Source organism: Candidatus Poriferisocius sp. (assembly GCF_965208475.1).
Classification (GTDB): Bacteria; Actinomycetota; Acidimicrobiia; order Acidimicrobiales; family Bin134; genus Poriferisocius.
The window spans coordinates 2583119-2606647 of record NZ_OZ242338.1 but is presented as its reverse complement, the minus strand read 5'-3'; the positions used below and the strand labels follow the sequence as shown (position 1 = coordinate 2606647).

Below are 23529 nucleotides of genomic sequence, written 5' to 3'. Positions count from 1 at the left end.
AGCTTGGCGCGAGTAGGGTCGGGTTGTAAGCCGCGCTCATGGAGTAGGCCTTTGCCAGCAACGGTGGTCGTCGGGACACAATGGGGTGACGAGGGCAAGGGCAAGTTCACCGACCTCTTGGCTCGCGACATGGACATGGTGGTGCGCTATCAGGGCGGCCACAACGCCGGTCACACCCTGGTGGTGGAGGGGCAGACCTTCAAGCTCCAGCTTGTGCCCAGCGGGGTGCTCTATCCCCACGTGACTCCGGTCATCGGCAACGGCGTGGTGATCGACCCCAGTGTGCTCATCGACGAGATGGACCGCCTGGCCCAAGCCGGGGTCGATTGCGGGCGGCTCAAGGTCAGCGGCAACGCCCACCTCATCTTCCCCTACCACCAGGCGCTGGACGTGGTGGCCGAGCGTCATCTGGGGCGCAACAAGCTGGGCACCACCAAGCGGGGGATTGGCCCGGCCTACGCCGACAAGGCGGCCCGGGTGGGCCTGCGGGTGCAAGACCTGCTCGACCCCAAGATCTTCCGTGAGAAGCTCAGCGTGGTACTGCACGAGAAGAACCCGCTGCTGGCCAAGGTGTACAACCGGCTGCCCTTCGATTTGGACGCGGTGGCCGACCAGTACCTGGAGGTATGCGGTCCCCGTTTGGCCCCTCATATCGATGACACCGTGGGGCTGCTCCACGATGCGCTGGAGGCCGGCCAGAACCTGCTGCTAGAGGGGGCTCAGGCTATGTACTTGGACCTCGACCACGGCACTTATCCGTTCGTCACCTCCTCCAACCCGGTGGCCGGCGGGGCCTGTGTCGGAGCGGGCATAGGCCCCCGGCACATCGACCGGGTGATAGGGGTGACCAAGGCGTATATCAGCCGGGTGGGCTCGGGGCCGTTCCCCTGCGAGCTGACCGACGAGGTCGGCGACCACCTGGTGGAGGTGGGCCGGGAGTACGGCACCAACACCAAGCGCCGACGCCGTTGCGGGTGGCTCGACACGGTGATGCTGCGCCACGCGGTGCGGGTGAACTCCCTGTCGGATCTGGCCGTCACCAAGCTGGACGTGCTGGACGGCCTCGACACGATCAAGGTGTGCGTGGCCTACGAGATGGAGGGGGAGCGCCGCGCCTCGATGCCCTACCACCAGTCGGAGATCCATCGGGCCGTGCCGGTCTACGAGGAATTGCCCGGCTGGCGTACCGATCTGAGCGAAGTCGGCGATCGCTCAGAGCTGCCCCAACAGGCAGAGGATTATCTGCGATTCATCGAGGAGCAGGCCGGCGTGCCCGCCACCTTGGTCGGCGTGGGCCCTGGTCGAGACCAGTTCATCGCCTTCAGCCCGATCCCGTGAGGGTCTGCGTCGTCGGCAGTGGAGGCCGGGAGCACGCGCTCGCCCACGTGCTCGGCCGCTCGTGCGATGTGGCGGTTACCCCCGGCAACCCCGGCATCCCCGGCGCCACCTCGGCGCCGGCCGCTGAGATCGACGCCGATCTCTATGTGATCGGCCCGGAGGCCCCCCTCGTGGAGGGTCTGGCCGACGAACTGCGGGCGGCGGGGCGGCTGGTGTTCGGTCCCGGCGCCGACGGGGCTCAACTGGAGGGCTCCAAAGCGTGGATGAAGGAGCTGCTGGTGGCGGCCGGTGTGCCCACCGCGGGCCACGGCTCGTTCACCGAGCCTGATGGGGCCATCGCCTTCCTGCACACCATGGGAGACCTGTTCGTGATCAAGACCGACGGGCTGGCCGCGGGCAAGGGGGTGCTGGTCACCGAGCACCGGGATGAGGCGGAGGATGCCGTTCGGGCCTATCTGTCGGGGGAGGCCTTCGGCGACGCCGGGCGCCGGGTGGTGATCGAAGAGGGCCTCACCGGCCCTGAGCTGTCGGTGCTGGCGGTGTGCGATGGCCGCCGGGCGGTCCCGCTGGCCCCGGCCCAAGACTACAAGCGCATCGGCGAGGGCGACGTCGGCCCCAACACCGGCGGCATGGGGGCGTACTCCCCGGTGCCGGTGGCGGGAGCTGATGTTGTCGACGAGGTGATGGACCGAGCAGTGCTGCCCACGTTGGCTGAGCTTCAGAACAGGGGCATCGATTACCGGGGCGTGCTCTACGCCGGGCTCATGCTGACCCCCCAAGGCTTGAGAGTGCTGGAGTACAACGTTCGCTTCGGCGATCCCGAGGCCCAGGTGGTGCTGCCCCGGCTGCGGTCGGATCTGGCCGGCCTCTTGGCCGCGGCCGCGGCCGGCTCGCTGGAAGAGACCCCGGAATACGGTGACGACGCCGCGGTGGCGGTGGTGTGCGCTTCTGAGGGCTATCCCGCCTCCCCCCGCACCGGCGACGTCATCACTGGAATCGAGGGGGCCAACCACGAGGAAGGGGTCACGGTGTTCTGCGCCGGGATGGGTGTCGGTCCGGTCACCGCGGGGGGGCGGGTTCTCACCGTCACCGGGCAGGGGTCCAACCTGTCATCTGCCCGAGAACGGGCTTATGCCGGGGTCGCCCACATCGACTGGCCGGGCCGCTATGTTCGCCAAGATATCGCTCTGTCCGCTGTTGAAGGAGAAGCCGCTCCGTGAAAGTAGCTGTTTTGATGGGGTCTTCAAGCGATGAGAACACCATGGCCCCGGCCCGCACCACCCTGGAGCAATTCGGGGTGGAGTGCCATTGGGAGGTCATGTCGGCCCACCGCTCCCCGGAGAAGGTCCGCCAGTTCACCGCCCGGGCCCGCGACGACGGTTTCGGGGCCATCATCTGCGGCGCGGGCATGGCGGCACACCTGGCCGGTGCGGCCGCAGCCCAAACCACCCTCCCCGTCATCGGCGTGCCCCTGGCCGGCGGGGCCCTGAGCGGGGTCGACTCCCTGTACTCCACCGTGCAGATGCCCAAGGGGATCCCGGTGGCCACCGTGGCCATCAACGGCGCCATGAACGCCGCCCTGCTGGCCATACAGATCTTGGCCGTGTCGAACCCCGACCTGGCCGACCGTTTGGCCGCCCATCGCTCTGAGATGGCCGGTGGCTGACAAGAACCAGATCCCCGACGTGCTGGCCGACCGCTACGCCAGCGCGGCAATGGCGGCCATCTGGTCGCCGGAGGGGAAGATCAAGGCAGAGCGCCGTCTCTGGGTGGCGGTGCTGGAGGCCCAGCGGAATCTGGGCGTCGAAGTGCCCGAGGGGGTGGTCGAGGCCTATCGGGGCGTCATCGAGCAGGTAGACCTGGACTCAATCCGGGAGAGGGAGAGCGTTACCCGCCACGACGTGAAGGCTCGCATCGAAGAGTTCTGCGCCTTGGCCGGCCATGAGCACATTCACAAAGGGATGACGTCGCGCGACCTCACCGAGAACATCGAGCAACTCCAGATACGAGATTCTCTGCGCTTGGTGCGCGACAAGCTGGTGGCAGTGGTATGCGCCCTGGGCCGACAGGCCGACGTCCATGCTGAGCTGGTTATGGTGGGCCGCTCCCACAACGTGCCCGCCCAGGCCACCACTTTGGGCAAGCGTTTCGCCAACTATGGCGAGGAGGCGCAGGCCGCCTTGCATCGGATCGAGGATCTTCTGGGCCGCTACCGACTTCGGGGCCTCAAGGGGCCGGTCGGCACCCAGCAAGATCAGCTCGACTTGCTCCTCGGCGCGGCCGACGGGGTTGCCGAGCCAGAGCAGCGCGCGGCCGCCGGGGTTGTGGAACTCGAGCAGCGTGTGGCCGCCGCCCTGGGGTTTGGGGCCTCGATGGGCAGCGTGGGCCAGGTGTATCCCCGGTCGCTGGACTACGACGTGGTGTCGGCCCTGGTCCAGGCTTCCTCCGCGCCGGCCAACCTGGCCCGGGCCATAAGGCTCATGGCCGGCCAGGGCCTTATCTCCGAGGGTTTCCAAGCCGGGCAGGTGGGCTCTTCGGCCATGCCCGGAAAGCGCAACGCCCGCACCTCTGAGCGCATTTGCGGGCTGTCCGCGGTGGCGCAGGGCTACGCCGACATGGTGGCCGCCCTGGTGGGCGACCAGTGGAACGAGGGGGATGTGAGCTGCTCGGTCGTGCGCCGGGTGGCCCTGCCCGGAGCGTTCCTAGCCCTCGACGGCCAACTCGAGGCCGTGCTCACCGTGCTCGAAGAACTGGTGGTATTCGACGATGCGGTGGCGGCCGAGCTGACGGCCAATCTGCCGGCGCTTGCCGCCACCAGGGTGCTGATGGCCGCGGTAGCCGCCGGGACGGGCCGGGAGGAGGCCCACCGGATCATCTCCGAGCATGTCCCCAAAGGAGGCGAGTTCTTCTCGGCCATTGCCGCCGACGATCGTCTGTCGATATCGGCCATCGATGTTGAACAGATCGAGGGCAAACTCCTGGCACTGACCGGGGCCGCGGCCGGCCAAGCCAGAACCCTTGCGGCCAGTGCCCGGGAATTGGCCGCCCAACATCCCGAAGCTGCCGCCTATCGACCGGAGCCCATCTTGTGAACCCCGACTCTCACAGCATCAATCTGCCCCCGGTTCATTCCGGCAAGGTCCGGGACATCTTCGACGCGGGCCGCGGCCGGCTGCTGATGGTCGCCTCCGACCGCATTTCGGCGTTCGACGTGGTCATGGACGAGCCTGTTCCCGACAAGGGACGGGTGTTGACCGCCATGTCGGCCTACTGGTTCGAGACCCTGGCCGACGTGCTGCCCAGCCACCTCATCTCCACCGACGTGGCTGATTTCCCCCCAGAAGCGCAGACCAACGGGGTGGCCGGACGGACCATGCTGTGCCATCGGGCCGAGATGCTGCCCATCGAATGCATCGTGCGGGGATACCTGAGCGGCTCGGCCTGGCGGGAGTACCAGGGCAATGGCACTATGCACGGCCAGGCTTTGCCCGCCGGGCTCCGGGAGTCCGACAAGCTGCCCGAGCCGGTGTTCACTCCTTCCACCAAGGCCGAGTCTGGCCACGACGAGAACATCTCCTACGGCCAGGCGGCAGAGCTGGTAGGCGCCGATCTGGCCGAACAGGCCCGGGCGGCGTCGCTTGAGCTGTACCGCCGGGCGTCGAAGATGGCGGCCCAAAAGGGCATCATCATCGCCGACACCAAGTTCGAGATGGGCTTGGTACACGGAACACTGGTGGTGGCCGACGAGGTGCTGACCCCCGACTCGTCCCGATTCTGGCCGGTGGACGGCTGGACACCGGGCGCAACACCGCCGTCCTACGACAAGCAGCCGGTGCGCGACTACCTCAGCACGCTGGATTGGGACAAGCAGTATCCGCCGCCGCCACTGCCCGAAGAGGTGGTGTCGGCCAGCGCGGCCCGCTACGTCAGCGCCTATGAGATGATCACCGGCCGCAGCTTTGCCGAATGGCCCGGGTGATGGCAGATCTTAGGTTCGAAGTCTTTGTCGAAGTACAGCTTCGAGATGGGATAGCCGATCCGGAGGGCTTGACCATTGAGCGGGCGCTGCCCGCGCTGGGTTTTAGCGGGGTGAGCGGCGTTCGGGTGGGCAAGAGCCTGCGCTTTGAGGTGGAGGCGCCTGAGGAGGCTGGAGCCCGCCAGCAGGTCGAGGCCATGTGCCGGCGCTTCTTGGCCAATCCGGTGATCGAAGACGTGGTTATTGCCGTCAACAAGGTGTCATGAGCGCTCTCGGGGTTGTTTCTCATTCGAGGCGGCGATGACTGCCAAAGTGGGCGTTGTCGTGTTTCCCGGTTCCAACTGCGAGCACGACATGGTTGAGGCAGTTGACGCTATCGGCGGCTGTGGCGAGCTGTTATGGCACAAAGACACCGATCTGGGGGATGTGGACGCGGTAGTGCTGCCCGGCGGGTTCGCCCACGGCGACTATCTCCGCACCGGGGCGATGGCCCGGTTCTCCCCGATCATGGACGCGGTGGCCCGCTTCGCCCGCGATGGCGGGCCGGTGGTGGGCATTTGCAACGGATTCCAGATTCTCACCGAGGCGCAATTGCTGCCTGGGGCTCTCTACAAGAATCGAAGTCTGAGATTTCTGTGCCAGCCTGCGATGTTGCGGGTGGAGTCAACTGATTCGGTGTTGACCCGCGGCTTGTCCGAAGGCGATGAGCTCAACATCCCCATCAACCACTTTGAGGGCAACTACATCTGCTCTGAAGAGACCCTGGCCGAGTTGCGCGACGGCAGGCGAATCGTGCTCACCTATGGGGAAAACCCCAATGGGTCTACTGCCGATATCGCAGGAATCTGCAACGAAAACGGCAACGTGGTGGGTCTAATGCCCCACCCTGAGCGGGCCGCTCATCCGTTGCTGGGAAGCACCGACGGTGCCCTGTTGCTGAAAGAGCTCCTCAATGACGATTAGTCGGAAGAGCGGTTGCGGGCCACTCCGGCTGCCTTCAGCACGCTGGCGGGCACTCCGACCTCGCGCCATGCTGCATAGGAGATGCCCTTGCGGCCACTGTACTCCGCGGCGATGGCGATGAACTCGCCCTCAACCTCGCTGATGTCCACCGTCTCCTCTTCTTTGGAGAGTTCGGCTTCCAAGTCCATTAGCTCCTGGATCAGATGAACTCGCTTCAGCGGCTTGGCCTGCGCGATTTCAGTAGGAAGCTCGGCAATGCGAGCCTGCATTTTCTCGGTCGAACGCTGACGACCCCGCTTGGGCTTGGTCTGGTCGAGTGCAGTCAGATAACGGCTGACCGTTCGTCCTTGAGCTTGTCCGAGAGCACGTGCCGTCTTGGCCTCTTCAGATACCATCATTTCTCCTTGTTCAGGTTGAGACTGACATATAGCTGTCTCAATAGCCTGGTATATACAACTAGGTTCGGCTCTCCATTTCAAGTCTTGATACCAAATGGTTCGTTCAACAGAGCGTTCTCACCCTCGACATTCCAAGGTGGTTTGAGATGAACGAGCCGCTGCATCGGTCTTTGGGCTTGTCAGATGAAGAGGCCGACGCCATTGGGAAGATATTGAATCGTCCTCCCAATCATCTCGAATTGGCGATGTATGCGGTGATGTGGTCGGAGCACTGCTCGTACAAGTCGTCTCGTTTGCATCTGCGCCGACTGCCCAGCGATGCGCCCTGGGTATTGGTCGGTCCCGGCGAGAATGCCGGAGTGGTAGATGTTGGCGATGGCATTGCTGCTGCGATCCGGATTGAAAGCCATAACCACCCTTCGGCCATTGAGCCCTATCAGGGGGCGGCCACCGGAGTGGGTGGCATTCTGCGGGACATTTTCACCATGGGCGCCCGCCCGGTGGCGGTGATGGACTCGCTGCGGTTCGGCCGTCCCGAAGAACCCCGCAGCCGTTGGATTGCCGAGGGAGTGGTTTCGGGAATTTCCGGGTATGGGAATGCGGTGGGAGTGCCAACAGTGGGGGGCGAGACTGTCTTTGATGAGACTTATGCAGGCAATCCACTGGTGAATGTGCTGTGCCTTGGGTTGATGCCGGCCGAGCGACTGGTGTTGGGCCGGGCCAGCGGCGAGGGCAACTTGGCAGTGCTGCTGGGCTCGTCCACGGGGCGCGACGGCATTGGCGGGGTGAGCGTGCTGGCTTCGGCGTCCTTCGGCGACGAGGAACGGGAGGCCGAGAAGCGGCCCAGCGTGCAGGTGGGCGATCCATTTGAGGAGAAGCGCCTCATCGAGGCCTGTCTGGCCCTGTTGGACGCGGGGCTGGTGGCGGGCATCCAGGATCTCGGGGGCGCGGGGCTCACCTGCGCCACCAGCGAGACTGCATCCCGTGGCGGCATGGGCATGGATGTGGACGTAGCCGCGGTTCCTCGCAGAGAGCCGGGAATGGCGCCATTCGAGGTGCTCACCAGTGAGTCGCAGGAGCGGATGCTGGCCATTGTTGCCCCGGAGGGATTGACCGAGGTGCTGGCCATCTGCGATCGCTGGGATGTGCAGGCCTCGGTCGTGGGCCGGGTCGCCGAAGGCGGGCAACTCCGGGTGCGAGACGGCTCAGCTGTGCCAGGCGACTCGGCACCGGACAGCTCTTCTCCGATTCCCTCGTTCGACGGCCCGGTGTTGGGCGAGGTGCCGGCGGCTTCTCTGCACGAGGACGCGCCCCTGTATGACCGCCCCCGCCATCCGCCGGCTGACTGGGATCAGGCCAGAGCCGACACCGCCGATCAACTGCCGCCGCCGGTCGACGTGGGGGCCGATCTCTTGGAACTATTGGCCAACCCATCTTGGATTTACCGCCAGTACGACCACATGCTGTTCTGCAATACCGTGGTCGGCCCCGGCGGCGACGCCACCGTGCTGCGGCTGAAGCATCCGGCCACCGGGCTCGATACCGGCCGGGGCTTGGCCCTGACCACCGATGGCAATCATCGATGGTGCGCAGTGGATCCCCGGGCCGGCACCGCAATGGCGGTGGCCGAGTCAGTGCTCAACCTGGCCTGCGTGGGTGCTCGTCCGCTGGCGCTGGTGAATTGCCTGAACTTCGGCAATCCCGAGCATCCCGAGGTCATGTGGCAGCTTTCTGAAGCGGTGGACGGAATGGCCGAGGCTTGCGACGCCTTCGGCATTCCGGTGGTGGGCGGGAACGTGAGCCTGTACAACGAGTCCAACGGCCACAACATCGACCCCACGCCGGTTATCGGCCTGCTGGGGGTGATAGACAGCTTGACCCGGATTCCCCCCGGCCTAGCCTGGCGCGCCGGCGACCGGGTGATCGTGGTGGGGTCGGGCAGCGCCGAGTTGTCGGGCTCGCTGTGGGCGGCTGCTGTCGGCCACAAGCGGGGACGGCTGCCGGCGCTGGATTACGAGCAGCATCGGCGGGTGGCCGGCCTGGTCGGCGGCCTGGTGGCCGACGGCCGGCTCTCGGCGGTCCACGACGTGTCCAGCGGCGGTTTGGGGTTGGCTTTGGCTGAGATGGCGGCCGTATCCGGCGTGGGGTTCCGGGGCGCTCGCATCCACAGCCACGGTGAGCTGTTCGGCGAGGCCCCTTCCCGGGTGGTGGCCGCGGTGGACCAAGAACTGCTGGTCGAAGTGGAGGCGGCGGCGGCGGCGGCCGGTGTGGCGGTGGCCCGCATCGGCTTGGCCACCGGCGACCGCTTCTCCATCAAGGGATTGCTCGATCTGGATATGTCGGCGATAGCCGAACGCTGGTGCTCGGCCATGCCAGACTTGAACAGTGGCTGATCCCATGGACGACTCTCCCCGGGAGGCCTGCGGAGTAGTCGGCATATATGCCCCCCATGATCCAGTGGCCCATCTGAGCTATCTGGCTCTCTACGCGTTGCAGCATCGGGGCCAGGAGTCGGCCGGCATCGCGGTGAGCGATGGCGAGAACATCACCGTGGTCAAAGACATGGGCTTGGTGGCCACCGTGTTCGACGACCGAACGCTGGTCACCCTCGAGGGCAGCCTGGGCATCGGCCACACCCGCTATTCCACCGCGGGCGCCAGCTCTTGGCGCAACGCCCAACCCGTGTATCGCAGCACCGCCGACCACCAGTTCGTGCTGGGCCACAACGGCAACCTCACCAACACCGCGGAATTGGCCGAGGAGACTTCGATCCTGCCGGGCATGGTGGGCTCAGACAGCGATCTGATCGCAGAGTTTCTGGCCATCGAGATATCGAAGATGCCTCCTTCGAGCCGAGCCGAGGGCAGGGTACTGGAGCAGGCCCTGAACAGAGTGCTGCCTCGGTTGGAAGGGGCCTTCTCGCTGGTGTTGGCCGATGAGGAGCGGGTTATCGGGGTGCGGGATCCCAATGGGTTCCGCCCCCTGTGTTTGGGCCGTCTGGACAGGGGATGGGTGCTGGCGTCGGAGACCCCGGCGCTCGACATCGTGGGGGCACACTTTCTGCGGGAGCTGGCGCCGGGGGAGATGGTGGTGATCAACGGCGACGGGGTGCGGTCGGTGCGCCCGTTCCCAGAGGAGCGGGTGGATCCCCGCCTGTGCATCTTCGAGTTCGTGTACTTCTCCCGGCCCGACTCGGTGATATACGGCCAGAGCGTGCATCACGCCCGGGTGCGCATGGGCGAGATTCTGGCCGAGCAATCCCCAGTGGAGGCCGATTTGGTTATGGGGGTGCCCGAATCAGGGCTGCCCGCCGCCGAGGGATTCTCCCGGGCCAGCGGCATTCCCTACGGCCAGGGCCTGGTGAAGAACCGCTACATCGGCCGGACGTTCATTGCCCCGAGCCAGCAAATGCGGTCGATGGGGGTGCGCATGAAGCTCAACCCCCTGCGCGACAGCACCGAGGGCAACCGGTTGGTGGTGGTGGACGACTCCATCGTGAGGGGGACCACGACGAGGGCCCTGGTCACCATGTTGCGGGAGGCGGGCGCCGCCGAGGTCCATCTCCGCATCAGCTCGCCGCCCTATCGCTGGCCCTGCTTTTTCGGCATGGATACCGGCGATCGCACTGAGCTGTTGGCCGCCCACCTGTCCGTGGCTGAGATGTGCGATTACGTGGGCGCCGACACCCTGGCGTTCATCGACATCGACGGGCTGACCGAGGCCACCGGAGCGGTGGGGGCCGGCTTCTGCAACGCCTGCCTCACCGGCGACTATCCGGTGGAGGTGCCGGTAGCGCCGCCCGGTTCAATCGCCTACCGGCGCAGTGCTGCTCCGTTTGCCGACGCCGACGATGCGTCCGCGCCGGCGCTGTGGGCCACTGGCGATGGGTGAGACTTACAGCTCCTCGGGTGTGGACATCGCCGCCGGTGAAGAGGCGGTGCGGCGCATCAAAGAGCATGTGCGCTCAACGTTTCGCCCTGAGGCCATTGGCGACATCGGCGGTTTCGGAGGGCTGTTCGACTTCAGCCGCCACGGCTACAAGAAGCCGGTACTGGTGTCAGCCACCGACGGGGTGGGCACCAAGGCCTATGTGGCCTCGGCTACGGGTCGGTTCAACACCATTGGCATCGACCTGGTGGCCATGTGTGTGGACGATCTGGTGTGCCAGGGGGCCGAGCCGCTGTTCTTGCTGGATTACATATCGGTGCAAGAGCTCGTTCCCGAGCACATCGAGCAGCTGGTAGTGGGGGTGGTGGAGGGCTGTCGTCAAGCGGGCTGCGCGCTCATCGGTGGTGAGATGGCCGAGCATCCTGCGGTGGAACCAAATGGCGAATTCGAGCTAGTGGGGTTCGCGGTGGGGGTGGTGGAGCGGTCGCGGCTCATCACTGGGGCCGATGTGCGCCCCGGCGACACGCTGATCGGCCTGCCGTCGCCGGGGCTGCGGTGCAACGGCTATTCCCTGGCCCGGCGGCTCTATTTCGAAGTGGCCGAACGGAGCTTGGACGACCCCGCCTGGGAGGGGAGCGCCCACACGGTGGCCGACGAACTGCTGTTGCCCTCGGTGGTCTATGCCCCGGCGGTGCGCGACATGCTGGCCAAGGTGGAGGCCCGGGCCATCGCCCATGTCACTGGCGGCGGCATTTCGGGCAACTTGGCCCGGGTGCTGCCCGACAAAGTCGACGCCGTGGTCGACCGCAGCGCCTGGGAGCAGCCGGCGGTGTTCGCCGAATTGCAGCGCATCGGCGATGTGGCCGACGAGGAAATGGCCCGGGTGTTCAATCTCGGTCTGGGGATGATCGTGGCGGTGCGAGACCGCGACGCCACCAAAGCCATCGATCTCCTGCGGACCGGTGGCCACCGGGCCACCGCGGTGGGTGGAATAGAGAAGGGCGACGGCCAAGTTCGGCTTGTGGGTGATCCCCGGCCAGCGGGCGGGGCCTAGCGGGCGCGCACCATCACCCGGCAGGGTTCGGCTTCTAGCTCCTCGAGGTAGCTGGCGACGTTGGGCCGTGCGAACAGTTCGTGGGGCAGCGTGCGCCGTCCGTCGAACAGTTCGTGGGGCAGCGTGCGGATCAGCATCTTCCAGTCGGCGATGCCCTTGCTGGCCTGCTGCTCGGGCACGGCGTAGAAGTCCCGCAGCCCCGTTGGTGAGAACAAGAACAAGTAGAGGTCGTCCCCGCTGTCGACCGCGAACGTGTCCCCACAGGCAGTTCTGGGCTGATTCCCTCGAGTTGAGCCCAAAGCCTATTGTCAACCCCGATGACGCTGAGCCCCGCCGACGAGTATCTCCACACCCCGCCCCCGGACACAGATGCCCTGTGGAGTGACAACTTCTGGTTCTCGGTGTGCGACCGGGAAGCCGACGTGTACGGCATCAACCACATCCACGCCAGCCTGTCGCACGGGTATCTGCGGGCCAGCGCGTTCTACGTGATCGATGGGGTGCCGGTGCAGTGGGGTTCCCGCCAGCCGCTAGGGGCTGAGCTTGAGTTCACGGTTTTGGGTGATGGCCGGGTGTCATACTCGGTGGAGGAGCCTTTCGCCCGCTACCGGTGGCAGCTCGACGCCCCTCGTTTCGGCTTCGATCTGATCTTTCACGACCGTTTCGGGGTGTTCGACTACAACGACTGTTTTGGTGGTAATCCATTGGGGGCCTATGAGGGCTATGGCGGCCACTATGAGCAGGCGCTGGTGTGCCGGGGCGAGTTCGAGGCTAGGGGCGGGCCTCGGTCCGGGGAGCGCCGGGCAATCGAGTGCTGGTCGCACCGGGACCACTCTTGGACCCATCGGTTCGAGCGGCCCGGGCCTTGGGATGTGCGCCATCGCCGCACCCAGGCCGAGTCCTGGGGCCACTTCTGGCCGTCGGTGCAGCTTCCCGACCGACACCTCAATTCTTTTGGGTGGATGAGTCCCACCCAGCCGCTGCCTGCTGACACCCCTGCTGCGGGCGGCTGGATCGGCGACGCCGATGGCACCCGTGCGCTGCGGTCGGCCACTTGTGTGCCCCGCTTGGAGGAAGACCAGCGCACGGCCATGGCCTTCGACATGGCCTTTGAGACCACCGACGGCGAGGTGCTCACCGTGCGCACCGGCCGCAAGCACGCCCACACCCGCAACGGGCTCATGCGCGACGAGAACGATGCCGAAGCGAGGCTGGATTGCCACGAGCCGTTCTTCGACTTTGAGGTGCAAGAGACCGGCGAGCGGGGCTACGGGGTGGTGGAGTACTCGATCCACCCGCCCTGGCCCCGGTATCGGTACTGAGCTGGCCATGAGTGCCGCCTTCATTGGATTGGCTTTGCGCTCATGAAGTGGGGCATTCACCTCCCCCAGCTTGGCCGGGCTGCTTCGCTGGAATTGCTCGTGGAAATCGCTCAGCGGGCCGAGGCGGGGGGCTTCGACGATGTGTGGACCGCCGACCACGTGGCCGTGCCGGTCGATTTGGAGGGGATGCCGTCGTTCTTTCCCGAGCCGGTGCCGCTGTTGTCGGCGGTGGCCGCCCACACCCAGCGAGTGGGACTCGGGACATCAGTGCTGATCCCCGCCTATCGCAACCCCACGCAGTTCGCCAAGCAATGGGCCACCCTCGACTGGCTAGCCCCGGGCCGCACCATTTTGGGCGTGGGTGCCGGCTGGCTGGAACCGGAGTTCGAGGCTTGCGGTGTGCCGATGGTGCACCGAGCCCAGCGCTTAGATGACTACATAGCCGGTTGGCATGCCGCCTGGTCTGGGGCCACTGAGTTCCAGAGCGAGCACTTCAGCTTCACCGGTGTGCGAATCAATCCCCAGCCCGCAGCGCCGATCCCCATCTGGATCGGCGGATCATCCCCTGGAGCCCTCCGCCGGGCCGCCCGCTGCGACGGTTGGATGGGCACCTGGGCCCCGCCCGAGGTCTTCTCTGAGCGTCTGTCTCTGCTGCGGGCTGAACAGGATCGACTAGGCATTGCCCCTGGCGATACCACCATCTCCATCCACATGGAACTCCGCCTCGGCGACCCGCTGGACAGCGCCGGCCGCTGGTCGGTGGTGGGCGACGGCTACGGCGACCGGGAAATGGTGATCGGCGACGTCGGCCATGTCGCCGAGATCCTGGCCCCCTACATAGACGCCGGCCTCGAACACGTCCTGCTGGTGCCCCTGGCCCTCTCATCCGACGAGTGGCGCCACCATGTCGATGAGCTGGCTGGCTTGATCGGCTAGTTCCCTGTCAGGACGACTGAATATTTCGGCATCGACCGTACAGTACTTGCCAAATAATACTAATAGTAGTATCATCACTTTGTGGATGTGGAAGGTCTTGTCAAGGCGTTCCGCAAGAATCCAAAGGGGGTGCGATTTGCTGATCTGGCCAAAGTGTGTGACCGCTACTTCGGCCAGCCCCGCCAGTCGGGCGGCAGTCACCGGGTGTATCGCATGCCGTGGGCAGGGGACCCGAGGGTGAACATTCAGAATCGCAAAGGAATGGTCAAGCCATATCAGGTAAGGCAAGTTCTCAAGGCCATAGAGAAATTGAAGGATGGCGATGAGTGATCTCTACACATACCGCGTGACGTGGTCGGCTGAGGACGAGGAGCACGTAGGGATGTGCTTGGAATTCCCGTCGTTGAGTTGGTTGGCTCCGGCGCCCGAAGAGGCATTTGCCGGAATCCGCGAGCTTGTGCGCGAGGCCCTGGTTGACATGTTGGCCAACAACGAGGCGCCGCCCCAGCCGTTGGCAGATCGCGCATACAGCGGAAAGTTCGTGGTGCGCATCCCACCGGAGACCCATCGGGATCTGGTGATCCGTGCTGCGGAGAACGGCGTCAGCCTCAACCGCTTAGTGAGCTCACTGCTAGCCGACTGAACATTTCCGCAGACGCCTCGGTGTCAGCATCTGGGCGGTGGTTCGGGGGGGTTGTTGCCAGGGGGTCGGAGGTAGGGGCGGCTGGTGTCGTGGTGGTGTTCGACTGTCCAGTTGCGGTGGTGGGCCTTGTAATAGCAGTAATGGCAGCCGTGGTATGGCATCTCAGAGTTGAGGGCTGGGGTGGCGCTGGCATTTCCCCTGGTCAACGTCTCAGATTCCATACCCACAAGCCTATCGACGCCGGAGACAGCTTCTCCTGAAGCTCGTAGAGCAGTTGTGTCAACTACATAGACTCGCCATAATCGGGCGCGGCCATTGGGCCACAGGGGGGCAGCGGCATATGCCAATTGACGATTTTCTCGTAGACAGGGACCCCACAACGTGGTCGGCGCCGGCCGGGTTTCCGTCGTCGCTGACACCGTCGGGGGTGTTCGTTCAGGAGGCGCCCAGTGGGCTGGAGGTGGCGCTGGTTCGGGTGCCGAGCAAGCCCCGGAGCACTGATCTGCGCGAAGGGTGGACGAGGCGGCGGGCGGGGCGGGCCAGTCCGGTGCTGCTGGTGGCGTTCTATCCCACCTCCGAGGGCCAACGGGTGTCGTTGTGCGGACCGGTGGGGGAGCCGCCGGTGGTTCGCCACGACATCGAGGTGGCGCAGGCCGAGCGGCTGGCCGACGTGGCCCTTGGGGAGCCCAGCCACCACGCCGCCACTCGATTCTTGCTGGCGGCCATGCCCGAGTTGGAGTCCCCCTTCCCAGGGCTGCGCAATGTGGGCCTGTTGGCCACCCAGGAGCTCAAAGCCGGGGTGCCCGAGCGGAGCGACTGGCCGGAGGCCACCCGAAAGGCCCTGCCCCTGCTGGGCCGCCGGGGCCGCCGACTGGTGAAGGGGCTGGGCTTCCAGATCCAATCGCTGGCCACCAACGCTTCCATGCTCTCCATCGGCGGCCGCCATCACGCCGTGGCCGTGTTCTGCGATGAAGACGAGCCCTTTGAGGCGCCGTCGAGCCGGTTCGACAGCGCGTCACCGGTGTCCCGGGCGCTGGCTCTGGCCTATGAGCATCGGGTGGACTGGGTGATCCTCACCCGGTCGTCCGAGATCCGCCTCTATGCCGCCCGCCCCGACACCGGGGTGGGCCGAAAGGGCCGGGCGGAGACTTTCGTGGAGCTGAACCTGTCGCTGGTGCCCAACCAGATGGCCGGCTACCTCCACCTGCTGTTCTCGGCTGAGGCGTTGGCCGACAACGGCACCCTCGAGCAGATTCTCGAGCGGTCCAACGATTTTGTCGCCGAGTTGGCCGTGCGACTGCGCGAGCGGGTGTATCACCGAACGGTGCCGGCCTTGGCCCGGGCGGTGGCCGCCCGGCTTGGCGGTGTTCGGCCTGCCAATATTGCGGGGGGGGGGGGGGGGTTCCAGCCTGGCGGTGATCTGAGCGAGGCCGTTCTGGCCGATGCCTACGAACAGGTCATGGTGATCTTGTTCCGACTGCTGTTTGTGGCCTACGCCGAAGACAAAGACCTGCTGCCCTATCGCACCAACGGCCGCTACGCCGAGCACTCGCTGTCGCACATCGCCCGGCTGCTGGCCGATGATCGGCGCCGAAACCGGGCCGACTACGACGATCGGGCCACCGATCTGTGGGACGACGTCAACCAACTCTGGGATGCGGTCAATCACGGCAACCGCGACTGGGGCGTGCCCGCCTACAACGGCGGCTTGTTCTCCGCTGATCCCGAGTTGAGCCCGTCGGGGGCGGCCATCGCTGATATCAAGCTCACCAATGCCGAGTTCGGACCTGCTCTGTCGGCGGTGCTGGTGGACGAGGGGCCGGAGGGGCCGGGGCCGGTGGACTTCCGGTCGTTGTCGGTGCGGGAGTTCGGCACCATATACGAGGGCCTGTTGGAGTCGAAGCTGTCGGTGGCCCAAGACGACCTGGCCGTCAAGGCTGTCAAGGGCAAAGAGCAGTACGTGCCGGCCGCCGATGACGACGAGGTGGAGGTGGAGGCCGGGGCGGTGTACTTCCACAACCGCTCCGGGGTGCGCAAGGCCACCGGCTCCTACTTCACCAAGCCGTTCGCTGTGGAGCACCTGCTGGACAACGCCCTTGAGCCCGCGCTCGACGATCACATCTCCCGGCTGGAGGAACTGCGGGAGCAGGGTGACGATGCCGCACTGGCCGAGGCGTTCTTCGACTTCCGCTGCGCCGATATCGCCATGGGCTCAGCCCACTTCCTGGTGGCGGCAGTCGACCGCATCGAGGCCCGTCTGTCGGCCTGGCTCACCCTCCACCCCGTTCCCGCTGTGACCGCCGAGTTGAACCGCCTGCGCACCACGGCCATCGAAGCCCTGGGGGAGTTGGCTGACGGCGCTCCGATCGAGCAGAGCTCCCTGTTGCGCCGCCAAGTGGCCCGCCATTGCGTCTACGGCGTGGACAAGAACCGTGTCGCCGTCGAACTGGCCCGCCTCGCCATCTGGGTCCACACCTTCGTCCCCGGCCTCCCCCTGTCATTCCTCGACCACAACCTGGTGCAGGGTGACAGCCTCACGGGGGTTGCGTCTGTGGAAGATGCGGCCATTGCGGTAACTCCGAAGGGAAGCAAGGCCAGCCCGTCTTTGTTCGTACACCAACTGGAGACTCTGCTGGAGAACTGCCGGGAGCCGTTGGCGCGTCTTGGGCGGCTCAACGATGCCGACAAGAGCGAGATCGATGCGGCCCGTGCCGCCCATGCCCAAACCCGGGCGGCGGTTTTGCCGGCCGAGGCGGTGTTCGACGTGGCCACCGCGGTTAGAGCCGGAGCTGTTGAGATTCAACGCGACTTTGATTTCAGCCCCGAGAAGGTGGCCACACTGGCCGATCAGACTGCTGTGCGCGACGCGATTCAGCGTCTGACACCAGTCCACTACCCGACCGCCTGGCCAGAAGTGTTCGCCCGGGGAGAACGGAGCGGCTTCGACTGCCTGCTCGGCAATCCCCCGTGGGAGAAGGTGGTAGTGGATCGCGAGGTCTGGTGGGGGATGCACCTGCCCGGGGTCCGGTCGCTCCCGGTGGCCAAACGGCGAGCCCGCATTGATGCTCTTGAGGCCAAACGGCCGGACCTGTCGGTTGAGTTTGAGGGTGAAAGGGAACGAGCCGAGGCCTTGAAGCTGGTGCTGCGAGCGACTTTTCCGAATCTCGGATCGGGGCAAACCGATCTCTACAAGGCGTTTTCATGGGCCAATCTCACCCTGTGCCGAGACGGCGGGAAGATCGGCATGGTGCTGCCCCGTTCCGCAGTGTCTGACGCGGGCATGTCCAACTGGCGCACCGAGATCGTGGAAGCTCCGGTTGGAACAGAAATGCCGCGGGGGGGGGGGGGGCTGCCCAGCCGACTGCGGATATCGGTGGCCACGGTCATCAATCACAAGGGCTGGGTGTTCGAGGGCGTCCACAACTCCTACACCGTGGCGCTGCTGGCGGCCACCCGCTCCTCTCCGTCGTCACCTGCCTCAACACCAAGCAGTGGGCGTTCGATGGAGTCGACGGCCGGTACACCGTCGCGCTGGTCGCAGCCCGCAAGCTCAATCGACGAGCCGAACCTCGGGGGTGGCTTTGAGGGCGACCCCGATGAGCCCTATGTAGCCATCTACCCCGGCCCGGCCAGTTCGCTCTCCCACTTTCACGAAGTGGTGGACGGAAAGCCCGAGCCGATACCCGTCTCAGAGTTCACCCGGTGGTCGAACACCGCGGCATTTCCTCAGATCCCCACCCGTCCCGCCTTCCGAGTGTGGCGCAAGATCAAACAGCAGCCCCGCTTCGACGGCGCTGATCTGGCTGATCCCGTTGATGATCTCTCTCTCTCTCTCTCTCTCTCTCTCTCGGAGAAGCCGGAGATGGCGGTTCCGACCAGTCCAAGGCGATCTCAACGCAACCACCGACCGACATCGATTCCTCAACGACGATGGCGCTTCCGCCCGGTCGCCGAACTCCACGCAACCCACGATCGGGCGAAGTTCATGAACGACGATGGCGCTTCCGCCCGGTCCGCGAGTTCGACGCCACCGGTGACCGGAGCCGCTTCATGAACGATGACGGCGTTGCTGCCAAGCAGTTCAAGGCAATCCGAGATGCATGACGTTTGGCCCGTATACAAGGGCACTTCGTTCAACGTCTGGTTGCCCGACACCGGCATCTACTACGACAGCGCTGATGCCGAGAGCATGATCGCCCACCTCCAAGAAAAGCGCCTTTCGCAACGCCGCACTCGGTCGTCGGCGTTTGCCGAGCAGGAGGGAGAGATTGTCAATGACCCGGAGACGCTGCCGTGCCGGCATCCCCGGATTGCATTCAGAGATGTGACTCGATCTACGGATACACGCACGCTCATTGCCGCGCTGATCCCGGGAGACCGCGTAATCATCCACAAGGCTCCATATCTGCTTCAGATGGAGGGATCCATCGCCGACGAGGCGTACCTCCTAGGTGTGCTGAGTTCCATGCCCTGTGATTGGCAGGCTCGTCGCACCATCGAATTGGTCATGTCTTTTGGGCAATTCAATCAGCTCTCTATCCCCGACCCAGGCAAAGACCATCCAGTCCGGGATCGCGTCGTCCAGATCGCCGGGCGGCTGGCGGCGGTGGATGATCGATTTGCTGATTGGGCGGCGGAGGTGGGGGTGCCGGTGGGGTCGGCCAACGAAGAATCCATCAAGCGAGATCTCATCTGCGAGCTGGACGCCTGCGTGGCCTTGCTATACGGCCTCGATGAGGACGACTTGGCCGTGGTCTACGAAACCTTCAGCGGAACCGTCGACTACTCCGACCGTCTCGCCGCTGTCCTGGCCCACTTCAGGAGGCTCACAGGGTGAGCGGCGCTCAGCTACTTCTTGCGGCCGCTCCGAGGGGTGATGCCGAGTTTGCGAAGGTTTCGCCGTTTCCAGGGGCCGGGCTTGTTCAGATGCTTGTCGCCCGCCCAAACCTCTGCGCCGTGGGCCATTGCCGTAGCCGCGGCATGGGCATCAGCCCACGGAATGCGGCTGGTCACCGCCAGATGAGCGGCGTTGTACGTCACGTCGAGGGTCGGCACCTCAACTTGGGCGTTGCGGCAGAAGTAGTCCCAAAGTTCGTCGGCGACCGCAAAACCATCTCGTCGGGCAATAACGTAGTGGGCCTCTCCGAGGTTGATGCTGCACACAATGGTGGGCACTGTGCTTTTCAGCAATTCACGGATCTCAGCCTTGACCAGCTGATCGCCCTCCGAAAATCGAACAAGCGGCCATGCATCGAGCACCGCGGGGATGGGTCTGGATTTCAGGTCTCCGCCTCTTCGTCCTCGGGTAGGAAGTACGACGATCCGTCCTCCCTGAACACCCGCATCTTGATGATGCCTTGCCTTCCCAGATCGACGAGCGAGTTGGGGTATATGTGCCTGAGCGCCTCCCGCTCTTCTTCGAGCAGCGAAGTCAAGCTTCCCGTCGGGAACCTATCGAAGGGAAAAGTTCTTTCGAACTCATCGAACGCGGCCTGTTTTTCCTCGAGGGGCCGGAGATGGGGCGGCACTTTCGGCAGTTCCGCGGGTTGGGCGTATTGGTGCTCTTCTAGGGAGTCCTGGCGGGCGACTTCGTCCATGGGCTTGATACTACAGAATTTTCATGCCATTGCAACCCCTTTTGTTCTTGGGATCGGAGTGGCGAAATGACTGGGATTGAGAAGCCGGAGTTGGCTGTCAACCGGGGGCGGCAGACGGTGGCGGGAGCGTTGAACGGGTTCATCTCCCATGCCGCCACCGGGTTTGTGGGCGGGGCCTGCTTGGATGTCGCCACGGCCTATTTCAACGTGGGCGGTTACTCGCTGTTGGCCGATGCGTTGGATCAGGTCACCGGGGTGCGCTTGCTGCTGGGGGCGGAGCCGACACCGCCAGAGAACCGCCGCCGGGCATTGCGCAGCGAGTCGGCCAATCCCCAGCGGGCGGCCCGCACCCGGCTGCGCCAGGCTCTGGAGGGCCACGAGCACAACCTGCTTGTCGAACGGGACCATCTCGGCTTCACGTTTGAGGTCGACTCCACCACTCGCCGGCTGGTGAAGTGGCTGCGCTCGGAGAATGTGCAGGTGCGCCGCCTGGAAGGGCGTTTCTTGCACGGCAAGGCCTTCTTGGTAAGTGATCGCTCTCACGGGGTGGTGGCGGGGTCGTCCAACTTCACCCATGCCGGGCTGGCCACCAACCTGGAGCTGAATCTGGGCAACTACTCCCCCCATGTGGTGGGCCAGGTGCAAGAGTGGTTCGACGAGCTGTGGTCCGAAGCCGAGGAGTACGACTTGGCCTCGCTGTTCGAGGCCCGCTTTGAGCCCCATTCTCCCCAGCTCGTGTATCTGCGGATGCTGTGGGAGTTCTACGGCGAGGAACTGGAGGCCGAGGCCGCCGAAGGCGCGCCTCAGATCCACCTCACTTCGTTCCAGGCTGATGGGCTGTGGCGGGTTCGGCGCATTTTGGAAGAGCGCAACGGAGTGCTCATCGCCGACGAGGTTGGATTGGGCAAGACTTTTCTGGCCGGGGAGCTGATCCGGGAGGCAGTGCAGGACCGCCGCCAGCGAGTGTTGGTGATAACCCCGGCCACGTTGCGGGACGGGCCGTGGCAGGCGTTCATTGATGAGCACCTGTTGGCGGTGGAGCTCGTGTCATATGAGGAGCTGATGGCCGACAGCCGGCTGAACCCCGAGCACACGGATGCCATCAAGCTGAGAGCTGACATAAACGACTACGCCATGGTGGTGATCGACGAGGCCCACAACCTGCGCAACCCCGGCACCCAGCGGGCCCACGCGCTGCGCCGGCTCTTGGCCGGGTCGCCGCCCAAGAAGCTGGTGATGCTCACCGCCACCCCGGTGAACAACAGCTTGTGGGACCTGTATCACCTGCTGGGCTACTTCTTGCGAAACGACGCGGTGTTCGCCGATGCCGGCATCCGCTCGCTGCGCGACCACTTCGCCACGGCGATGGCCCTCAATCCCGACGACCTCACTCCCGAGCACCTGTTCGACGTGCTCGATGCGGTGGCGGTACGGCGCACCCGGGCATTCGTCAAGCGCTTCTATCCCAACGACACCATCAAGGTCGGCGGACGGGACCAGCAGATCGTCTTCCCCACTCCACGGGTCCATCGGGTGGACTACAACCTCGACGAGGTGATCCCCGGCTTCTTCGACCGGTTCGCCCGGGCCCTCGACGCCGATACCGGAGTTGAAGATCCCAGTGTTCTCACGATGGCCCGGTATTCGCCGTCGCAGTTTCGCTTGGACCAAGCCGAGGATGCCTACGAGAAGCAGCTCGCCGGGCTGTTGCGATCAGGGCTGTTGAAGCGATTCGAGTCGTCGCCTTACGCTTTCGCCGAGACCTGCGAGCGGATGGCCACGAGCCACGATGCCTTCTTGTCGCTGCTCGACCACGGAAGAGTGGCCGCCGGCGATGCCCTAGCCGACTGGGTTGCCACCGACTCCGACGAGATCGACGAAGAGCAGGTAGACACCTTCCTAGACGGCATTGTCGGCGTGTCAGACGACGCGGCCCAATACGACGTCGAGCGCCTGCGGGAATACGCCGACCGGGACCGGGGCCTGTTGCGGTCGTTCGCCGCTCAGGCCCGAACCGTCACCCGCCAAGGCGACCCCAACCTGGCCGCCCTGGTGGAAGAGCTGGCCGGCATCGCTGCCGAGGCCGCCCTCCGAGGCATCGGTGTCGACGACGTGCGCAACCGCCGCAAGGTGCTGATCTTCAGCTACTACGCCGACACCGTGGATTGGGTGTACGAGCACCTGGTGGAGGTGGTTGAATCAGATGAGCGGCTGGCCCCCTACCGGGACCGCATTGCATCGTTGGCCGGCACTACCGGCACCGAGAGCAAAGAGCGGGTGTTGTGGGGGTTTGCCCCCCTCACCACCGACGCCCCTGAAGGTGCCGACAGCGACCGCTTCGACATCGTGGTGACCACCGATGTATTGGCCGAGGGGGTGAACCTCCAGCAGGCCCGCCACATCATCAACTACGACCTGCCCTGGAACCCCATGCGGCTGGTGCAGCGCCACGGCCGCATCGACAGGATCGGCTCACTCCACTCCGAAGTGTTCCTGCGCTGCGTGTTTCCCGACGACCGCCTCGACGACCTGCTCGGTCTCGAGCAGCGGCTGCATGTCAAGATCGCCCAAGCCGCCGCCAGCATGGGCGTGGGCGAAGTGCTGCCCGACCAGGCCGTCCAGGCTGAGATCAACTTCACCGAGACCCGGGAGGAGATCGAGCGCCTCCGCAACGAGGACTCCGAGATCTTCGAGCGCGGCGGCACCGCCCGGGGAGTGCTCTCCGGCGAGCAGTTCCGCCAAGAGCTGCGCCAAGCGTTGGAAGACTCCGACTTGGCCAACCAGATCAAGTCCCTCCCCTGGGGCTCAGGCTCAGGCATGGCCGTGTCCAACCCCGATGGCCGCCCCGGCTACGTCTTCTGCGCTCGAGTCGGCGACCACCCCAAACCCATATTCCGCTTCGTGGAAGCCGGCGCCGATGCCGACGTGATCGACGAAACCCTGGCCTGCCTCGACAAAGCCCGCCCCCCAGCCGGTTTCGACTCCCCCCGCCGACTCGACGACGCCGCCATCCAAGGCCCCTTCGCGGCCTGGGAAACGGCGCGAGCCCACATCGTGGAGGGGTGGAACTTCATGTCAGACCCGGCCAACCTCCAGCCCAAAGTGGCCCCCCGCCTGCACCGGGCCGCCGAGATTCTCCGCCAGCACCCACCCGCCCACCTCACCCAAGACGAGATCGACCGCGCCATCGACACCATCAACGCCCCCTATCCCGAACGCACCATCCGCACCCTCCAATCCGCCATAACCAGCACCGAAGACCCCATCGAACAAGCTGAGAAAATCCTCGGAGTCATCCGCACCCTAGGCCTAGAGCCCTACATCCCCCCCGACCCCCTCCCCGAAATCCGACCCGAAGACGTCCACCTCATCACTTGGCTCGCCCTCGCGTAGCGGGGTGATTTGCTAGCAGGG

At 65.3% G+C, this 23529-nt stretch carries 22 protein-coding genes; 17 read left to right on the top strand and 5 right to left on the bottom strand.

Annotated elements, in window-relative coordinates; genetic code table 11:
• The first annotated feature begins 51 nt into the window (after positions 1 to 51).
• The 7 genes from ACOGXA_RS12115 to purQ are packed head-to-tail and all read left to right on the top strand — an operon-like array spanning position 52 to position 6277.
• Positions 52 to 1338, top strand: coding sequence for an adenylosuccinate synthase (locus ACOGXA_RS12115; protein ID WP_419924129.1), 1287 nt, complete (start codon positions 52 to 54; stop codon positions 1336 to 1338).
• Positions 1335 to 2558 (top strand): phosphoribosylamine--glycine ligase, encoded by a 1224-nt coding sequence (gene purD, locus ACOGXA_RS12110; protein ID WP_419924128.1) that lies wholly within the window; start codon positions 1335 to 1337, stop codon positions 2556 to 2558. Before ACOGXA_RS12115 ends, purD begins: the two co-directional genes overlap by 4 nt.
• The gene (purE, locus tag ACOGXA_RS12105) at positions 2555 to 3004 is read left to right on the top strand and encodes a 5-(carboxyamino)imidazole ribonucleotide mutase (RefSeq protein WP_419924127.1); all 450 of its coding nucleotides are present in this window, start codon (positions 2555 to 2557) and stop codon (positions 3002 to 3004) included. Before purD ends, purE begins: the two co-directional genes overlap by 4 nt.
• Positions 2997 to 4430 carry an adenylosuccinate lyase gene (purB, locus tag ACOGXA_RS12100; RefSeq protein ID WP_419924126.1) on the top strand — a complete coding sequence of 478 codons (1434 nt, stop codon included), beginning with the start codon at positions 2997 to 2999 and terminating at the stop codon, positions 4428 to 4430. Before purE ends, purB begins: the two co-directional genes overlap by 8 nt.
• On the top strand, positions 4427 to 5317 hold the full coding sequence (locus ACOGXA_RS12095; protein WP_419924125.1) for a phosphoribosylaminoimidazolesuccinocarboxamide synthase: 891 nt from the start codon (positions 4427 to 4429) through the stop codon (positions 5315 to 5317). The genes purB and ACOGXA_RS12095 overlap by 4 nt, the downstream gene beginning before the upstream one ends.
• Positions 5317 to 5580, top strand: a complete 264-nt coding sequence (gene purS, locus ACOGXA_RS12090; protein ID WP_419924124.1) for a phosphoribosylformylglycinamidine synthase subunit PurS — start codon at positions 5317 to 5319, stop codon at positions 5578 to 5580. The genes ACOGXA_RS12095 and purS overlap by 1 nt, the downstream gene beginning before the upstream one ends.
• Positions 5581 to 5614: 34 nt before the next feature.
• Positions 5615 to 6277, top strand: a complete 663-nt coding sequence (purQ, locus tag ACOGXA_RS12085) for a phosphoribosylformylglycinamidine synthase subunit PurQ (protein ID WP_419924123.1) — start codon at positions 5615 to 5617, stop codon at positions 6275 to 6277.
• Here the strand turns inward: purQ and ACOGXA_RS12080 are convergent.
• Positions 6274 to 6675: a hypothetical protein gene (locus ACOGXA_RS12080; RefSeq protein WP_419924122.1), complete on the bottom strand. Its 402-nt coding sequence runs from the start codon at positions 6673 to 6675 to the stop codon at positions 6274 to 6276. The genes purQ and ACOGXA_RS12080 overlap by 4 nt on opposite strands.
• A gap of 146 nt (positions 6676 to 6821) precedes the next feature.
• Here ACOGXA_RS12080 and purL point away from each other — a divergent pair, with 146 nt between their 5' ends.
• The 3 genes from purL to purM are packed head-to-tail and all read left to right on the top strand — an operon-like array spanning position 6822 to position 11617.
• Positions 6822 to 9068, top strand: coding sequence for a phosphoribosylformylglycinamidine synthase subunit PurL (purL, locus tag ACOGXA_RS12075; RefSeq protein ID WP_419924121.1), 2247 nt, complete (start codon positions 6822 to 6824; stop codon positions 9066 to 9068).
• Entirely contained in the window at positions 9061 to 10566 is a 1506-nt protein-coding gene (purF, locus tag ACOGXA_RS12070; RefSeq protein ID WP_419924120.1) for an amidophosphoribosyltransferase, read from the top strand. The genes purL and purF overlap by 8 nt, the downstream gene beginning before the upstream one ends.
• Complete coding sequence (gene purM / locus ACOGXA_RS12065) at positions 10559 to 11617, top strand: phosphoribosylformylglycinamidine cyclo-ligase (protein ID WP_419924119.1); 1059 nt, start codon at positions 10559 to 10561, stop codon at positions 11615 to 11617. Before purF ends, purM begins: the two co-directional genes overlap by 8 nt.
• Here the strand turns inward: purM and ACOGXA_RS12060 are convergent.
• Entirely contained in the window at positions 11614 to 11916 is a 303-nt protein-coding gene (locus ACOGXA_RS12060; protein ID WP_419924118.1) for a hypothetical protein, read from the bottom strand. The two genes, purM and ACOGXA_RS12060, sit on opposite strands and share 4 nt — an antisense overlap.
• 18 nt (positions 11917 to 11934) lie before the next feature.
• Between ACOGXA_RS12060 and ACOGXA_RS12055 the strand changes: the two genes are divergently transcribed.
• From ACOGXA_RS12055 to ACOGXA_RS12040, 4 genes are all read left to right on the top strand, one after another.
• Entirely contained in the window at positions 11935 to 12939 is a 1005-nt protein-coding gene (locus ACOGXA_RS12055) for a hypothetical protein (RefSeq protein WP_419924117.1), read from the top strand.
• Between the two features lie 42 nt (positions 12940 to 12981).
• Positions 12982 to 13875, top strand: coding sequence for an LLM class flavin-dependent oxidoreductase (locus ACOGXA_RS12050; RefSeq protein WP_419924116.1), 894 nt, complete (start codon positions 12982 to 12984; stop codon positions 13873 to 13875).
• Positions 13876 to 13962: 87 nt separating this feature from the next.
• Positions 13963 to 14205 (top strand): toxin HicA, encoded by a 243-nt coding sequence (locus ACOGXA_RS12045; protein WP_419926977.1) that lies wholly within the window; start codon positions 13963 to 13965, stop codon positions 14203 to 14205.
• Positions 14192 to 14518, top strand: a complete 327-nt coding sequence (locus ACOGXA_RS12040) for a type II toxin-antitoxin system HicB family antitoxin (RefSeq protein WP_419924115.1) — start codon at positions 14192 to 14194, stop codon at positions 14516 to 14518. Before ACOGXA_RS12045 ends, ACOGXA_RS12040 begins: the two co-directional genes overlap by 14 nt.
• 23 nt (positions 14519 to 14541) lie before the next feature.
• Here the strand turns inward: ACOGXA_RS12040 and ACOGXA_RS12035 are convergent, their stop codons facing one another.
• Positions 14542 to 14739: a hypothetical protein gene (locus ACOGXA_RS12035; protein ID WP_419924114.1), complete on the bottom strand. Its 198-nt coding sequence runs from the start codon at positions 14737 to 14739 to the stop codon at positions 14542 to 14544.
• A gap of 119 nt (positions 14740 to 14858) precedes the next feature.
• On the opposite strand from ACOGXA_RS12035, the gene ACOGXA_RS12030 reads away from it, so the two are divergent.
• Both ACOGXA_RS12030 and ACOGXA_RS12025 read left to right on the top strand, forming a co-directional pair.
• Positions 14859 to 18572: an Eco57I restriction-modification methylase domain-containing protein gene (locus tag ACOGXA_RS12030; protein ID WP_419924113.1), complete on the top strand. Its 3714-nt coding sequence runs from the start codon at positions 14859 to 14861 to the stop codon at positions 18570 to 18572.
• A gap of 42 nt (positions 18573 to 18614) precedes the next feature.
• Positions 18615 to 19355, top strand: a complete 741-nt coding sequence (locus ACOGXA_RS12025; protein WP_419924112.1) for a hypothetical protein — start codon at positions 18615 to 18617, stop codon at positions 19353 to 19355.
• An 11-nt stretch (positions 19356 to 19366) separates the two neighbouring features.
• Here ACOGXA_RS12025 and ACOGXA_RS12020 read toward each other — a convergent pair whose 3' ends face one another.
• Together ACOGXA_RS12020 and ACOGXA_RS12015 are read right to left on the bottom strand one after the other, a co-directional pair.
• Positions 19367 to 19777: a PIN domain-containing protein gene (locus ACOGXA_RS12020; RefSeq protein WP_419924111.1), complete on the bottom strand. Its 411-nt coding sequence runs from the start codon at positions 19775 to 19777 to the stop codon at positions 19367 to 19369.
• Between the two features lie 20 nt (positions 19778 to 19797).
• Positions 19798 to 20115 carry a hypothetical protein gene (locus ACOGXA_RS12015; protein WP_419924110.1) on the bottom strand — a complete coding sequence of 106 codons (318 nt, stop codon included), beginning with the start codon at positions 20113 to 20115 and terminating at the stop codon, positions 19798 to 19800.
• 66 nt (positions 20116 to 20181) lie between these two features.
• On the opposite strand from ACOGXA_RS12015, the gene ACOGXA_RS12010 reads away from it, so the two are divergent.
• A complete protein-coding gene (locus tag ACOGXA_RS12010) occupies positions 20182 to 23508 on the top strand; it encodes a helicase-related protein (protein WP_419924109.1) in 3327 nt (1108 codons plus the stop codon).
• Positions 23509 to 23529: the final 21 nt, after the last annotated feature.